This is a genomic window from Carboxylicivirga sediminis, assembly GCF_018156225.1.
Taxonomy (GTDB): domain Bacteria; phylum Bacteroidota; class Bacteroidia; order Bacteroidales; family Marinilabiliaceae; genus Carboxylicivirga; species Carboxylicivirga sediminis.
Genome location: NZ_JAGTAR010000013.1, coordinates 20,031 through 37,367, shown reverse-complemented (window position 1 = coordinate 37,367; position 17,337 = coordinate 20,031). Strand labels below are relative to the sequence as shown.

General features: G+C 38.2%; 10 protein-coding genes. All 10 read left to right on the top strand.

Annotated features, from left to right (window positions below; all coding sequences use genetic code 11):
• Positions 1-57: 57 nt before the first annotated feature.
• The 10 genes from KDU71_RS09870 to KDU71_RS09825 all read left to right on the top strand — a co-directional run bounded on the left by KDU71_RS09870 (position 58) and on the right by KDU71_RS09825 (position 17,258).
• A complete protein-coding gene (locus KDU71_RS09870; protein ID WP_212190298.1) occupies positions 58-1,449 on the top strand; it encodes a hypothetical protein in 1,392 nt (463 codons plus the stop codon).
• A gap of 172 nt (positions 1,450-1,621) precedes the next feature.
• Positions 1,622-2,200 carry an RNA polymerase sigma-70 factor gene (locus tag KDU71_RS09865; RefSeq protein ID WP_212190295.1) on the top strand — a complete coding sequence of 193 codons (579 nt, stop codon included), beginning with the start codon at positions 1,622-1,624 and terminating at the stop codon, positions 2,198-2,200.
• A gap of 156 nt (positions 2,201-2,356) precedes the next feature.
• On the top strand, positions 2,357-3,334 hold the full coding sequence (locus tag KDU71_RS09860) for a FecR family protein (protein ID WP_212190293.1): 978 nt from the start codon (positions 2,357-2,359) through the stop codon (positions 3,332-3,334).
• 80 nt (positions 3,335-3,414) lie between these two features.
• The gene (locus tag KDU71_RS09855; protein ID WP_212190291.1) at positions 3,415-6,774 is read left to right on the top strand and encodes a SusC/RagA family TonB-linked outer membrane protein; all 3,360 of its coding nucleotides are present in this window, start codon (positions 3,415-3,417) and stop codon (positions 6,772-6,774) included.
• An 11-nt stretch (positions 6,775-6,785) separates the two neighbouring features.
• Positions 6,786-8,510, top strand: coding sequence for a RagB/SusD family nutrient uptake outer membrane protein (locus KDU71_RS09850; RefSeq protein ID WP_212190281.1), 1,725 nt, complete (start codon positions 6,786-6,788; stop codon positions 8,508-8,510).
• Between the two features lie 96 nt (positions 8,511-8,606).
• Entirely contained in the window at positions 8,607-10,337 is a 1,731-nt protein-coding gene (locus tag KDU71_RS09845; RefSeq protein WP_212190279.1) for an alpha-L-fucosidase, read from the top strand.
• A 20-nt stretch (positions 10,338-10,357) separates the two neighbouring features.
• Positions 10,358-12,580 (top strand): glycosyl hydrolase family 95 catalytic domain-containing protein, encoded by a 2,223-nt coding sequence (locus tag KDU71_RS09840; protein WP_212190277.1) that lies wholly within the window; start codon positions 10,358-10,360, stop codon positions 12,578-12,580.
• Positions 12,570-14,300 carry an alpha-L-fucosidase gene (locus KDU71_RS09835; protein ID WP_212190275.1) on the top strand — a complete coding sequence of 577 codons (1,731 nt, stop codon included), beginning with the start codon at positions 12,570-12,572 and terminating at the stop codon, positions 14,298-14,300. Before KDU71_RS09840 ends, KDU71_RS09835 begins: the two co-directional genes overlap by 11 nt.
• A 48-nt stretch (positions 14,301-14,348) precedes the next feature.
• Positions 14,349-15,473 carry a uroporphyrinogen decarboxylase family protein gene (locus KDU71_RS09830; RefSeq protein WP_212190273.1) on the top strand — a complete coding sequence of 375 codons (1,125 nt, stop codon included), beginning with the start codon at positions 14,349-14,351 and terminating at the stop codon, positions 15,471-15,473.
• Positions 15,474-15,665: 192 nt separating this feature from the next.
• Complete coding sequence (locus KDU71_RS09825) at positions 15,666-17,258, top strand: beta-N-acetylhexosaminidase (RefSeq protein ID WP_212190270.1); 1,593 nt, start codon at positions 15,666-15,668, stop codon at positions 17,256-17,258.
• The last annotated feature ends 79 nt before the right edge of the window (positions 17,259-17,337 follow it).

The window sequence follows — 17,337 nt, the reverse complement described above, 5'->3', positions numbered from 1 at the left end:
CAGGCAGGCTGATAATGTTTAACTAATATAAGTTCTAATTGTGTAAATCCTATAACAATGAAGCGACGTAAATTTATAAAGCTTTCCGGTAGCTTTTCGATATTAACCACAGTGGGGTTATCATTTGGCTGTAATCCTACAAAAAATGAAGCTTTTGAAAAGGAGCTTAAAAGAAGGTCGGTACTGGCCTTTAAACGTTTCACAGAAATTTGGGATTTTAATGACTTCTGGAAGAGAGGGAACACATTTGATGCCTGCCTGGTTTTTGTTGAAGCCCTTAGTCAAAAGTGGCCTGATGATCCAGAAGTTAAGGTGATGCAAGTTAAGGTTGTTGAAATGCTTAAAAAGAACCTGGAGTTTTTTAATAGCTTTGATCCTGGCGGGCTTTGGGCAGATGATTTTGGTTGGTGGGGGCTTATGGCTTTAAACGCCCGAAAGCATCTTTTAAGAATGGGAGAAGATGGATTGGCAGAGAGGTATTATAACCTTGCCGTTAATTTATGTTGGGAGTACAAAAAAAATACAGCGTACGATTATTCTAATAATGCATTGCCAGTATCACATGGTTGTCGAAACGGCGATGCTAACGGTCAAAGTAAGGGTGTTAAAAATACTGTTACAAATGTCCTATTATTTCTGTTGTCAACACGAATTTACAAATTGACACTACAAGAAAATATAGGAGATAATGATAAATATCTTGAAATGGCGTACCGCCAATGGGTATGGTTTGACCAATGGTTTGAATTAAAAGAGTATGAATATCTTAAAAAACTATCGTCATCTGCAGGACTAATCCAAGAACGTCCTATGGCGGAGTTTGAAGGCTCGGGATACCAGGAAAAGATTCATCCTCCCTGGTCGCCGGGGTGGGTGTGGAGTGGTGATCAAGGGATGTTGGTTGCAGCCCTTTCTGATATGCTGACTTTTAAGAATCAATTAGTAGAGAGTGAACTAGTAAAGAATGTTACACCGTCATTTAGCATTGATGCGTTTGAAATACGATTGCGATACCTCATTAAATTTATTGGTAATGGTGTAAGACTGGCATTAACTGATGCTACTGATAACGTGCTTCGAGAAGCACCTTGTTTGTCTAGTTTTGGACCAATTCACGGTAATGACTATCTGGCTGGTCGCGGCATATTAATGCGTTATTTTGGCGGGTACAATGAAAGAGTATTATTGAATTCTGGTTTTGATGAGGTGTTTTTTGCCACTGCCGAAGCAATATGGCAAACAAGGGATAAACAAATTAATCAATTTCAGCCAGAATTTACAGCCAAAGCAAATGATGCTATTTATATAAAGAGGTTCAGAAGCCTTTGGGGATTGGCTGATGATGTTTATACATGGGACATTGCACACATGAAAGAACAAAATAAATTTGGTGTTTGTCAATCAATAGGTTTGGATGCCTTGGGGGCAGCTATAAAGAGTTTAAACTAAGCCTCTGTTTTAAATTATCTTATCCGTTTGATTAATACAGCTATATGAATCTAATAATAAATGATTCTGTGAAGATTGCTCAGAGGAAAAATAGATATGAGTTTTTAGTTACTTTGTAAATGTTAAAAAATATATACATTTGAGTCTGAATATATGACTTTCAGAAAAAGTGATGACTGAAATAGACAAGATAATTGTAGACAGTATTAAAGAAGGAGAAGAGCGTAGTTTCGATATGCTTTTCAATAAATACTATCGTCGATTGCATTATTTTGCATTTCAGTATGTGCGTAATTCTATTGAGGCAGAAGGCTTAGTTCAGGAAACATTCTTGCTTTTATGGAAGAAAAAAAATACGCTCAGATGTGTCAATGAGGCAGGGTTGATTTCTTGGTTGTATACAGTACTCAAAAATATGTGCTTCCGATACTTAAAAGATCAGGAGCATAATCAGCAAATGATATCAGAGCTTAATAATACACATTTAGAGTTAGATCTTTTTATCAGTGAGGAAGAAAAAAGTGATGAGTATTCTTTTGAAGAGCTGACTACTATTATTAATCAAACAATTGATAAATTATCCCCACGGTGTAAATTAGTGATGGAAATGAGTCGATTAGAAGGCTTTAATAATAAGGAAATTGCCCAAGAACTTAAAATATCAGAGAAAGCCGTTGAAGGCAATATAACCAGGGGGTTAAAGATTATACGTTCTGTTGTAAAAGATTACCTAACACACCTGTTTTTTTAAATACATCATCTAAGTGGCAGTAAATGGTGATTGTAATCTGATTTTTTTGGTAAAAGCACTTTTTTGTTACAAAACATTAAAAAAAATCCAATAATGTTATAGGGATGTTGGCACTTTTATACTCTTATTAGTATAAGCAGTAAAAAAGTGGATTAAATGGATCTGGATAGAATTTGTAGATATATACTTGATGTTGGTGGTGAAGATGAGCTATTGAAAACAGCCTTATGGATAAAGGCAGATAAAAAGCGTATTCGGGAGTACCAGCGTTTAAAGCGTGTGATTGCTTTAACAGGAGAGTCGAAGGATATCAGTGATGCAACAATAGAAAGGGCATATCATTCATTTACCTTTACAAGATCAAGAGAGTTAATCAAGCCAAAACGTGTCTTTACTAAAATCATTCAGTATGCAGCAGCAGTAGTGCTAGTAGCACTATCCTGGCATTATTTCTCTAATGAATATTTTAAGGAAGAAAATCAGTATGTTGTTGAAACAACTTTTGGAAATTCGACCAAAAACACGCTACCTGATGGAACTATTGTTTGGCTAAATGGTGGTTCAAAATTGACTTATTCCTCGCAATTTAATGATAGTAAAAGCAGAGATGTTCAATTAGAAGGAGAGGCGTATTTTACTGTTGCAAAAAACGAGGATATACCATTTCGTGTAAAAACAAAATCTTTCGTAATTAAGGTGCTTGGTACCTCCTTTAATGTAAATGCCTATGATGCAGCAAGTATTATCACAACGCTTGAGGAAGGAAAAGTTGAATTACATAATATCAGCGGTGATGCAATTGGCAGATTAAATCCAGGTCAACAAGCCGTTTGCTCAGCGGGAATAGACAATGTTTCTATCAAACAGGTTAACACAAGCTGTTTTACTTCATGGAAAGATGGGTACCTGGTGTTTGATGATTTACCATTAGACGAAGTTGTTCCTAAATTGGAACAATTCTATAACATCCGTATTGTAGTAGATGAATCGTATAGTAAAAATTGTAAAATTTCAGGAAGAGCTCATCGTAATGTGCCCATCGAACAGTTGTTGATCACATTAGAAACGACATTTGGTATTTCTTACGAACTCAGTTTAACAAACCAGGAAAAAATTCAGGTAATATTAAAATAAAAGATGGTTGCTCATATTGCAGTATGAACAACCATTAAATAAAGCCATAAATGGCTAGTGTTAAATTCAAAAGCAAATTTATGAAAAAAAAGTCAAACACTGCTCTTCACTGTTTGTGGTGGGCTAAAATCAGGAAGGTTATGAAACTATTGTTCCTACTAAACCTTTTATGCATTGTGTCAATCTCTGCATCAACTTTTTCGCAAAAAAAAGTGTCAAGTCTTGTTTTTAAGGATGCAAATCTAAAGGAAGTATTTGATAAGATAGAGAAGGAATTGGATGTTTCATTCTATTACCAGATTGAATATCTGGATGTAGATAAGAAGATTAGTGCAAATTTCGAAGATGTAAGTTTAGATGATGTATTAAATGAGGTACTTAAAGAAACAGATCTCGATTATCGGGTGATTAACGATTACATTGCAATAGTAAAAGATCAACAGCCGTTAGAGCAGAATTCTACTCAGGTTGTACAGAACATAGAGAGGGTTATTTCAGGTAAAGTTACGGATATAAATGGTGAACCACTACCTGGTGTTAACGTATATGAAAAAAGTAATCCGCAACATGGTGTAATAACTGGCGTGGATGGAACCTATTCAATTTCGGTTGCAACAGATAATGCAATGTTGGTCTATTCTTATATTGGTTTTATTGAACAAGAGTTAAACATTGGTCAACGAAGCCAAATCGATGTAACATTAATTGAAGAGGTAACCGATTTAGATGAAGTTGTGGTTGTAGGATATGGAACACAAAAGAAAAGGGAAGTATCAGGAGCTGTGGCCCAAATTAAAGGCGATGCATTGGAAGTTGCTCCAGTTGCTTCAATGACGAACTCTCTTACAGGAAGGTTATCCGGACTTTTTGTTACCTCAAACTCAGCAGAACCTGGACTCGAATCAAATACCATGCTGATAAGAGGTGTATCAAGTTTGAGCGGCAACGATCCCCTTATAGTTATTGACGGTGTAATTGGTGCTGACGGTTTATCGCGCTTAAATCCGAATGAAATTGAAAGTATTTCTGTTTTGAAAGATGCGGCAGCAGCTATCTATGGTGCAAGGGCGGCTAGTGGTGTAATTTTGGTAACAACAAAAAGAGGTAAAAACGAGAAAGTTCAATATAGTTTATCAACTGATTTCGGTATAAACTCACCAATTGGCTTGATGAAAGTATCTAATGGATTAGAGTATGCGACATATTTAAACAGGTTAAACTGGAAAAACTCTGGTTGGGATCCAAATTATACCAAAGCATATTCTGATCAGCAATTGGCAGATATTGCTAGTGGAAAAATACCAGATTATGATTGGGTTGATAAAGCGTTTAATGATACATTTACACAGAGCAATACTAATTTTTCAGTTAGAGGTGGTAATGATAAGTTCACTTTTTTTACATCGCTTAGGTACTTGGATCAAGGGAGTGTTTACTATCTGGACGAACAGGGTGGTAATAAACAATATAATATTCGGACCAATTTAGATCTGAAAGCTACCAAGAATTTATCCGTAGGTATGGATATTTCATACAGGAAACAGGATGTTGGACGTTCTGCTGGTGTGTTTTCAGGGTCGATTCAAACAGCAGGTCTGACCAACCCTTTAAAAGAGTTTTATGTAAATGGAGACGAGCGATATCCTGCTTATGGTAGATTCGGCCAGAGTCCTTTGGCAATGAACAATGCAGGTTATCAAAAATGGGAAGAAACAAACGAATCTCTACGCTTACATTTTAAATACAATTTGCCATGGGTAAAAGGAATGTCTGTTGGGGGATTTGGTTCTGCTGTAATAGTTTCAAACTTCAATAAAAATTGGAATGAACCCTGGTACTGGTACAGCGAAAACCCGGAAGGCGCTGATAAAACGCCGATTCAACATAAGCAAGGTACAACCAGTCTCAGTGAATCATTCAACAGATCAAAAGGTTTTACGGGGAATTTAAACATCAATTATGCCAAATCAGTAGGTAATCACAATATGGATCTTCTCCTACAGGTAGAGCAACAGACAGGTCGCTTTGATGCATTCTCGGCATCAAACGATGATTATCTATCATCGAGCTCTGATCAATTAAATTCGGGTAGTTCGGATCGCGCTGCAAGTACAGCTGGAGGTTATGCATCAGAAACTGCACGCATTAATTATTCGGGACGTGTGAACTACAACTACAGCGGAAAATATTTTTTACAAGGTGTTTTTAGGTATGACGGTTCAGAGAGATTTGCTGAAGGTCAGCGATTTGGATTTTTCCCTGGGGTCTCAGCCTCATGGCTTGCGTCAGAAGAAGAGTTCCTTCAGTCCGCAGACTTTATTAGTTCATTAAAATTAAGAGGATCTTTGTCTAGCCTTGGTAATGATGCAGTACCTACTTTTAATTATTTAGCTTCATACAATACTGGAGGAAATACAGTTGTTAATGGAGCTATATCACCAGGTTATGTTGAATCAGGAAGCGCAAATCCCAATACTACATGGGAAGTTCATAATGTGGTGAATTTTGGTATTGATGCAGCATTTTTTAACCATCAGTTGACCTTGGAATTAGACGTTTTTAAAGACAACGTTTCTAACATGCTTGCCACCCCGAATGTAACTATACCAGGATATCTTGGCATAAGCGTACCTCAAACAAATATCGGAACGATGGAAAACAAAGGTTGGGAATCAACTTTAAATTTCAAGCAGAGTATCAATAATGATTTTAATTTCTCCATAGGTGGCACCTTTACGTATGCTAAAAACAAGATTTTAGACATTGATCAACCAGAATGGGAATACGAATGGCAGAACCCAGAAGGACATCCTGTTTCGAGTGCATTGAGATATCATGCTATTGGTATTTTTAGAACTCAGGAAGACTTAGATAAGTATCCTAAAAGAGCAGGTGACGATCTGGGTAGTGTAATTATTCAAGATTATAACGGGGATGGCGAAATTACTTCTGCAGACCAAACCAGACAATACAACTCTAATGTGCCAATTATGACCTTCGGTATTACTGGACATGTGGACTACAAAAACTGGTATTTCGATATGCTTTGGCAAGGAAGTGCAGGTGGAACTAAACAAATATGGACTTTCTTCAGTGCTGAAAATAATGCAATGGCATATTTCGCCAATCATACTTATGATCCTGATCACATCAATGCAGAGTGGCCTGCTCCGGGACAAGGTTTTCACGATAATGACTTTTACTTCTTTAAAAATGATTACATACGTTTAAAAACGGTGCAATTTGGGTATGATTTCCCAAAACAATTAGTTGAGAAGATTGGCTTGAATAGTTTAAGACTCTACGTTAGCGGGTATAACTTACTGACTTTTTCAAGTTTAAATAAATATGGGATAACCGATCCAGAACAAACAAGTAACCTTACATGGGACTATCCGATGCTAAGAACAGTGAACTTTGGATTGAACTTAACCTTTTAAAGTGATTTATTATGAAAGTAATACATAAAATTATAATTAGTTTATGCATTTCTCTAATACTTTTCTCTTGCGATGAGTCAGTACTAGACTTAAAACCCTTAGATTCGGTATCAGAAGTAGATGTGTTTAACGACGAGGCTTTATTGCAAGCTTATGTGAATGCGACATATTCAGGTATATATCATATGCACGAAGCAAACTACTTAGGCACGGTTGGCTATGAAGACCTGTGCTTTTTCAAAAAAACTAATGCCGATGGATTTGATACCTATCTGGAAGGTAGAATTGATGAAACCAACGGCGAAGGCGTATCCCGTGGACGTTGGAGCAGATGCTATGGATACATACGCCATATCAACAGTTACTTCGAAAAAACAGAAAGCTCTTCCATTTCAGAGACGACACTTGAATCAATGGATGCAGAAATGCACTTTATGAGAGCATACTACTATTTTGAGTTGATGAAATGGTATGGTAAAATTCCTTTGGTAAAACAACGTTATGAATTGGAAGACAAAGACGTGAGACTGCCCAGGTCACCACTGGATGAGGTTGTTGCGTTTATCGTGGAAGATTTGGATAAAGTGATCAATTCCTCTCTTGCAGTAAATACAACTCCTGCCAGAGCAAGCAAAGGGGCAGCCATGGCAATGAAAGGAAGAGTTCTGCTTTATGCTGCCAGCAAGTTGTTTAATCCAAACAACGACCAGGCAAAATGGTCTGCTGCAGCTACAGCTAATAAGGCCGTAATGGACTTGGCTGAATATCCTTTGGCAGATGACTATGGCAAAATGTTCAATACTTCGTCTTACTTGGATCCTGAAGTTATTTTTGCAAAGGAATATAACAAAACCATCAGCCAAGGACAATGGTCAGGAGCCAACACATTGCTGTTACCCAATGGTTTTGAAGGCTGGCAAAATGCTACACCTACACAAACTTTTGTTGATATGTTTGACATGAAGGACGGCCAAAGACCTTTCCTTTCAGACGGCTCCGTAAATCCAAGTTCAGGTTATGATCCTCATGATCCTTATGTAAATAGAGATCCTCGCATGGATGCCATTGTTTTTTATAACGGCATGCCTTTTAAAGATAGAAATGTTGAGTACTGGATCCAATATGAGGATGATGGAGATGGTAGTTTTGAAGGAAGAACACCTCTTCCTAATTCAGAGCAAGGGAAAGATACAAGATACGGAAATACAGGGCATGAATACTCTCACACCGGATATGCATGGAGAAAACATACAGACGAGTCCTTGTCTGTAGACTATGCAGGTGTTCCTTTGGTATATACTCCAGATGTTCTGTATCGTAAGGCTGAATTTTATTTGAACTATGCCGAAACGCAAATCGCTCTTGGTAATGAAGCAGAAGCAAGAACAGCCATCAATGTAATACGCGGGAGAACCGGTGTTGAATTGCCTGAAATCACTTATACTGGAGGAGAGTTGCTTGAGGCTTACAGAAGAGAACGAGCCATTGAACTTAGCTTTGAAGATCATCGCTTTCACGACATCAGGCGCTGGGAAATTGCAGAAGATGTGATGGGTAAACCCAAAAAAGGTGTATGGATCGAAAAATTATCTACTGGTGACCTTGTATACAATTACAATAGGGTAGCGGAGGATTCCAAATTACATGTATGGGATAATAAGATGTATTGGATGCCTATTCCTCAGTCTGAAATGACGACTGCAGAAGGAGAGTGGCAACAAAATCCAGGATATTAAACTTATTGCACTAATCATAAAAATATAAGTGAAATTAATAAAAGAGCCGCTCACTATGGCGGCTCTTTTCCATAGCAAACAAAGTAAACTAATGGCATGATTAGAAATATCCTTTTTTTTAGCGTAGTTTTCACAATAGCGGTACATTCCTTATTTGCTCAAGAGGTAAAGCGTTTGGCAACCCCGTCGCCTCAACAACTACAATGGCAAAATATGGAACAAACGATGTTTATCTGCCTCGATCCCTGCACTTGGGAAGGAATTGAACAAGGGGATCATTCTTACCCAATAGAAAAAATGAATCCCTCGAAGCTCGATGTTAACCAATGGCTGGATGCAGCGGAAGCATTTGGTGCAAAAATGGTATTGTTTGTAGCCAAACACTCAAGTGGTTTTTGTTGGTGGAATACTGAAACGACTGATTACGGTATAAGAAATACTGCTTATAAAAACGGAAAGGGTGATGTTCTAAAAGAATTATCAGATGCTTGTTGGGAACGAGGCATTAAACTAGGCATTTATGTATATCCAGGCGATCTTACCTGGGGAGCCTACCTTGGAGGAGCAGGACGAACCAAAGATCCTGCAAAACAAGAAGGATACAATAAAGTGCTGCGTCAGCAATGGGAAGAAGTACTGTCTCGCTATGGTGAGGCAACCGAGATTTGGTTTGATGGAAACTGCATCATCCCTATCGACGATATAAAAGAAAAATACGCACCCAATGCCATTGTTTTCGGTAGCTCAATGGCAAACATCCGCTGGGTTGGTAATGAACGTGGTTATGCGCCATATCCGGCCTGGAATACAGTAAAAAAAGAAGATGGAGGAACCGGATCTGCAACTGCCGCACATAGTGACCCAAATGGCGATATGTGGATGCCCCTTGAGGTGAATACTACATTAAAAGACCACTATTGGTTTTGGTCGCCAGAAAACGAAAAACATTTAAAATCCTTAGACCAACTTTTAGAATGCTATTATAAATCTGTTGGCCGTGGAGGATTGTTCTTATTAAACTCGGCACCTGATACATCAGGTTTGATTCCTGCTGCCGATATGAGATTATATCAGCAATTGGGAGATGAGATTCGCCGAAGGTTTTCGCAAAGCATCAAAGAAACTTCGGGAAAAGGCGAAGTAGTAGAACTTGAGCTTAATAAAGTAACTGAAATAGACCACGTAATAACCATGGAAGATATTGCCTTTGGTGAACGGGTAAGAAAATATACCATTGAAGGGACAAAGGATGGAAACAATTGGTTCGAAATTGTAAAAGGAATTTCGGTAGGGCACAAGCGAATTGATAAATTTAAGCCTGTGAAAGTACGAAAAATACGTTTTCATGCTAGTGAACATGCAGCACCACCAGTTATAAAGAAACTGGCTGTTTATATGGTAGGTGATAAAAAGGATTACGACAGGCTTAAAAGTGATAAAGATGATTTTGGTAATTCATGGGAAGCAGGTCAGTCAAAAGAGTACATCGATTTAGTTGAGGTTGGAAAAGTTTCGGGTTTTGTTGAAACAACAAACGAGCGACAATTTACTGTTGATTTATCAAAAATAATTGACCGCCCCGGACAATATGAACTGTTCGTGGCAAAGAAAGTAAATGGTACAACAAATAAACCATCAGAGGCTGCATTAATGTTGGAAGGAGTTGAAACTCCCGGTTTTTGCAAAATTGACCGGGTTTTTGGCCGTATGGAGCTAAATATTACAGCTCACCCCACAATGAAAGACAACTCAATAAAAGTAATATTCAATCTGGCGGACAAAGCACAGGATGAAATTGTATTTCTGAGAAAAGTAGTGTTTAATTAATCAATAACAATCACATGCCCATGCGAATTACCTTATTTATAATTGCTCTTTTTACTATTGCTTCGTGTAACAAGGGAGATGTTAAAAATGACAATATTCTATTTAGTCAAGTACTAGAAAATGCCCGGATAAATCAAACCGAGCATAGCAACTCAATACAAAATGCAGTGTTTATTGGAAATGGAGACATTAATGGAATGTTATTTTCAAGTGGGAATGATTTGGTAATAAACCTGTCTAAAAATGATATTTGGGATGCCAGGTTAGATACCGAAAACGACCCACCTTTAATGAAAATTGATATTGCCAGCCGGAAATATTCAGGTGGGGCAAAAGAGCATGATACGCCTCCAAGTTGGAAGAATCCCTATCCGTGTCCGCGAATGTGCGGTAAGCTTATTATTAAAAATAAGGCTCCGTTTTCCTCTACTTTAGATATTCGAGAAGCAAAAGCCAATATAAACTCAAATGAAATTGAAGTCAGGGCTTTGGCGCAAAAGAATGCTTTCCTCATTCAATCGGAGGAAGAGGTTGGTCTTGAAGCAGTGTATGTTGATTATTTACCAAAAGCAACTTTGGGTGAGGACGAAAATGTATGTTGGTTAACGCAGGATTTACCTGCTGACAAAGATTGGAAAGGAATGAGCTTTGCTGTTGCACTTGCTCGGGGAGAGCAGAAGACTGCGGTTGGTATTGTAAGTTCGTTTGATTCACCAAATCCTAAAGCTGATGCAATAGCAATGGCAAAACAAGTACTTGCCGAAGATGCAACTGAGTTAGTCTCAGAACACGATAAAATATGGGCGGAATTTTGGTCCAGGAGTGCCATTCAGTTAGAGGATACTATTTTGACAAATATATGGTATCAAAACCTATATTTTATGCGCTGTGTAAGTAAGCCCGGTGTCTATCCAATAGGCTTGTATGCCGGGGCAGCTAACGAAAATGCCTTGTGGCATGGGAGTTATACTTTAGATTATAATGTAGAACAAGCTTTTTGGGGGCCTTATTGTTGTAACCAAGGCGAACTTTCGGAACCTTATGACAGATTGATATTGGATTATCTGCCACGAGCAAAATGGTTTGCATGGGAAACATTTGAGCTGGATGGGGCTTTTTATCCCATAAATATTTTTGGCCACGAACCGTCTCCCGATGCATGTGTGAGTGTAAATAAACGCATGATGGCATATATACCTTGGTCATATGTATTGGGGACTTCAGGATATGTGAGTCGAAATATTTGGTTGCGTTATAAATATTATCCGGATGAAAATTATCTGAAAAATATAGCCTATCCACTTTTAAAAGAATCTTCGATATTTTATTGCAATGTTCTTGAGCAATGCAATAAAGATGAAGTAGGAAAAGCCATACTAGGGCCAAGCTTTAGCCCTGAACATGGCGATTTTGGAACCTACAATTGTGCCTTCGACATTGCTTTTATTACATCAACCTTTAATTCAACATTAGAGGCAATCGACCTGCAAAATACGGATAGCGCTCTTGCCGAAAGGATAAAGACAAACATGAAACTGATTCCTGAATTACCATTGTCAGAAGGTAAAAATCCGGTAGTAGTCGATTGGCCTGGTGATGACCCTAAGCGTAGTCACAATATTCCCACCACCGTTGCTTCGGTTTTTCCTGCCGAAACTCACTCGTGGTTCTCTCCTACACTCGAGAAAGAGATATTGACAAGTACAGTAAATAATATCAAAAACACAGGGGTTAATTCGATGATAACCATGGCAGTCGCCAAAGCAAGGCTAAGTATAGATGGAACGTGGAAATGGTTAAAGGAAGAACTGGTTTCACGTCGTCGTTCAAATGGAATGCTGACCATCATGCCGGGTGACCATCCGTTTAACAGTTTCGGAATATATACCGAAGACTTTTCATGTTCGGGGGCAATCACCGAACTATTACTACAAAGTGTTGATGACATTATACGGGTATTTCCGGCATGGCCATTAGAAAAGGAAGGGAAATTTAAAAATTTAAGAGCGCAGGGAGGCTTTTTAGTATCGTCAGAGCAGAAGGATTCCCAGATTAGAAGCATTTATGTGACTTCTACAGTAGGAGGAACTTGTAGGGTGTTAAACCCCTGGAATACGAAAGATATTACAATACTATCGAAAGGTGAGAAAGTAAGCGCCGAGGTTAACACAAATCAAATAATTTCTTTTGAAACTCAAAAAGGCGAAAGCTACATAATTAAATCAATTTATAATGAAAAGTAAGTATAGTAAGTTATGCAAATCAGTGTGTGTGAATATTAAGCTGATGAAGTGTATGTTGGTCATTTTGTGCGTTGTATTTGAGTTATTATTTACTAATCAAGTAATCGGTCAAACATTACCTATTCCCACAAAAGCACAATACCAATGGCATGAACAGGAGCGGCTGATGTTTCTGCATTTTGCACCAACGACCTGGTCGGAGGTGGAACAGAATGACCATTCTGTATCATTAGACAGGATTAATCCTACAAAGCTGAATACTGACCAATGGTGCGAAGCGGCATTGGCTTTTGGTGCAAAACAAATCATATTTGTTGCTAAACATTCGGGTGGTTTTTGTTGGTGGCAAACCGAAACTACCAATTATGGAATAAAAGATACACCCTACAAAAACGGCAAAGGCGATGTGTTGAAGGAAATCGCTGAGTCGTGCAAAAAATATGGATTGAACCTTGGGGTTTATATCTATCCCGGTGATCGTACCTGGGGAGCAATGATTGGAAGTGGAGGAAAAACTAAAGATCCGGCAAAGCAGGAAGCGTACAACAAGGTTTTTAGAACACAACTTACTGAAGTGCTTTCGAACTACGGAGAGATGCTGGAAGTTTGGTTCGATGGCAGCTGTGTTATTGATGTTTCGGACATAATGGAGCAATATGCCGCAAATTCGGTCGTATTTCAGGGACCACACGCTACATTGCGCTGGCCTGGTACTGAATCGGGAAAGCTGTTTTACCCCGCATGGAATACCGTCAGAAGTGAAGACCTGAAAACAGGGGTTTCTACTCAAATTCATGGTACTCCGAATGGAGATGTATGGGCCCCGCTTGAAACTAATACGACGCTATATGACCATTATTGGTTTTGGTCACCCGAGAAAGTAAAAAAACGGAAATCGGTTGATGAGTTGATGGATTGCTATTATAAGTCGGTTGGATATGGCAGTGTATTCTTGTTAAACGCTTCTCCCGATACCACCGGCCTTATTGTTGAAGGTGATATGAAACGCTATAAAGAATTTGGGGACGAAATCAATCGTCGTTTTTCCAATCCTATTGCTGAAATCAATTCTCAAAAGGGCAATGAGGTTGTTTTGCAGTTGAATAAACCGACCCGCATTAACCATGCTGTTGTTATGGAAGATTATCGCGAAGGAGAGCGTATCCGTGAATATAGGATTGAAGGTTATTCGAATGGAAAATGGGTTGAACTAACCAAAGGAATTTCAGTTGGCCGTAAAAAGATTGATTATTTCGATGATGTTGAGGTTGAAAAACTTCGCCTGGTGATTACGAAGGCAGCCGCGGAACCTCTTATCCGGTCATTTTCAGTTTATAATGTCAGTAATTTTATTCCTCCCAAAAATCAGAGCATGCATGTTTGGTCGAATCCACAAAAGGTTGTTTCGTGGAAAAAAAAGGATGTGAACAACAACAAACTCGAACTGAAAATTAATCTTGGTGATAAAATAAATGTTCCTGGCCAATATGTTTTAACCGTTTTGCCGGAAATCAAACAGAAGGTAAAGGTGGAGAATGCTGCCATGTTTTACGATGGAAATAAAGCCATGCAAGAGTTTGTACGGATTAAAAACAATACAATACAAATTAATCAGACGGCTCAAATCAAAGGTGAAGCTGATTTGTATGTTGAACTTATCATTCAAATTGAGCAACCATGCAATGGAGTAGTTGAGTTTAAACCACTGCGAATAAATTAAGTTATCACTATGGAACGAACAAAAAAATGTTTGGCAAAATTAAACCGGATGAATAAGGCCTTAAGTCATCAAGAGCCTGATCAGGTCCCCATTAGTGATTTCTTTTGGGGCAGTTTTGTAAAGCGTTGGCGAAAAGAATTAAACCTGCCTGATGAAACAAATCCATACACTTATTACGATTTGGATTGGATTGTGACTATACCAAATATGGATCCAAAAATACAATCGTTCGAAACAATAAAGGAAGATGAAACGGAGGTGGTTGTTAAAACTGGATTCCGAACAACCATGCGGAAAAAATTTGACTTTCCTATGCCTGAATTTATTTCGTGGGAAGTTGATACCATTGAAAAACTGGAAAAATTTGAATTTGATGATCCTTACGACAGCCGACGCTTTTTTGAAGCCGGTGACAATCAAATCGCCGGTGTAGGTGATGGATTTGAACGGAACTCTCCCGCATGGATTGAGACTGTTAAAAAGTTACATCCGGATTTTCCGGTTTATGGAAGTATAATAGAATGCTCAGAGTGTTTAACCAGATTATTGGGTCAGGAAAATACACTCTTTTGGATGGGAATGTACCCCGATCAGTTAGGGGTGCAAATAAACCGGATTGGGCAATTCTACCTCGATTGTATGAAAGCTCAAATTAAAGCTGCTGATGGTTTGCTCGACGGAATGGTAATATGGGGAGACGTGGCATACAAACAAACCATGTTGTTCGACCCGGAATACTGGAGAATGTATTTCAAACCCTGGGTAAAAGCAATGATAGAAGAGTGCCATAACAATAACCTGCCTGTTATTTATCACGGATGCGGAAATGTACAGCTGATTTTTGAAGATTTTATTGAACTGGGGTTGGATGCCTATAATCCACTCGAAGTAAAAGCAAATATGGATGCAGTAAAACTCAAAAAGAAATATGGCAATAAAATAAGCTACTGTGGCAATAACAACATTCAAGTTTGGGAATCAGGTGATAAAGAGCAAATTCGCAAAGAAGTGTTATTTAAATTGAATGCAGCCAAAGGTGGTGGATATATTTTTCAGTCCGACCATTCGGTGTCAAGTAATGTGTCAGGTCAAAGCTACGATTACATTGTGAAGCTGGTGCGAGAACATGGAAAATATCCTTTGCACTTAAGGGAATTTGATGAAACTATTTAAATCATTCATTATCCAGAAATCAAGGAATAGTAAGTTGAATAAAACTAGAAAGAATTAAAGGATACTAAGAGTCATATCCCATAATGTGGCTTTATATAATAATAAAAGTAACACGTGTAATATTCAAGGCGGCATAAATTTAACAAAATAATATAAACATAGCATTAGTTGATATATAAAATTAATAATCGAATGAAATGCATATTTACTACAACAATGATATTCTTGACCCTGCATTTAATGGGGCAGCAAAGTGAACTGGCAATTATTCCACAACCTTTAAGTATCGATGTTAATGATGGCTATTACTCGCTTTCAGAATATAGTACTATTGCAATACAGTCAGATATTGATTTATCGTTTGAAGTGGCGAATTTGAACAAGCAGATAAAACGGGCCATTGGAACAAATTTAAAGTTAGTCAAAGATGGGACAGAAACAGAAAATCAGATTGTACTTAAATGCACACAAGGAAATGGTGATTCAGAAGACTATTCTCTTTCAATAGATGATAAGCAGATAATTATTTCGGCTACTGACCGTACCGGCTTATTTTATGGCATTCAAACCTTATCGCAGATCGTAGACAATGCAGGCGATGGTCATAAAACGGTTCGGATACCTTGCGTTATAATAGATGATAAACCAAGATTTAAGTACCGTGCCTTGATGCTTGACCCTGCTCGTCATTTTTTACCTGTTGATGATGTGAAGAAATACATTGATGTAATGGCCATGTATAAGTTCAACCATCTGCACCTTCATTTGTCAGATGATCAAGGGTGGAGAGTTGAAATAGAAAAATACCCTTTACTAAATACAATAAGCTCATTTAGGCGAGAAACAGATGGTGATGGGAAACCGCATTATGGGTACTATACAAAAGCTGAGTTAAAAGAGTTAGTTGCCTATGCTAATCAACGTTTTATTACCATTGTACCGGAACTGGATGTTCCAGGTCATAGTGTAGCTGCCTTATCGGCATATCCTGAATATACTTGCTTTCCTAAGATGCTAAAAGTTAGGACAATACCCGGTGTGTCTAAAGATTTGTTTTGTGCAGGCAATGATAGTACTTTCTTGTTTTTGAGGGATCTTATTTCCGAGATGGTTGAAGTATTTCCTTCTGAGAGATTTCATTTGGGAGGGGATGAAGCACCGCTGGATCATTGGAAAGAATGCTCTAAATGTCAAAGTAAAATTAAGGAAAAAGGATTAGGTGATGAACACGGCCTTATGAGCTATTTCTTTGATGAGGTTAATCAAATTTTAATAGATTATAATAAACGACCTCTATTCTGGTATGAGTTAGATGTGCCAAAATATCCGAAAGGAAGTACAATGTATGCTTGGCGTGGCGGATTAACGTCACAGGTTATCAGTAAAACTCGTCATGAAGGCTTCTCTCTCATTTGTAGTCCGGGTGAGCACGCCTATTTTGATTATCCACAGGCAAAAGGGGAAGAAACCTGCGATTGGATGGCTTATTTGCCTTTACGACAGGTTTATAAATTTGATCCGGGTTATGGATTGTCTCCTAATAAACAGGCTCACATTATAGGAGTGGAAGCCACCTTATGGGGAGAATATGTTAAAAATATAGACCGTGCTTTCTATATGACCTGGCCTAGAGCTTTTGCATTGGTAGAAGCCGGGTGGTCAGAAATGGAAAACAGGAGTTGGGAATCCTTTCAAAAAAGGCTTTATCCTCAGCTTGAACGCTTACAGAAACTTAATGTAAAATACAGAAATCCGACAGAGTTGGGTAAACCGTTTAATCGGTAAGTTTTTAACGGAGGTTTTGTGAACCCACATTTTTATATGCTCGACATTTCAACGACTGTTTGAATATCGATATAATAAA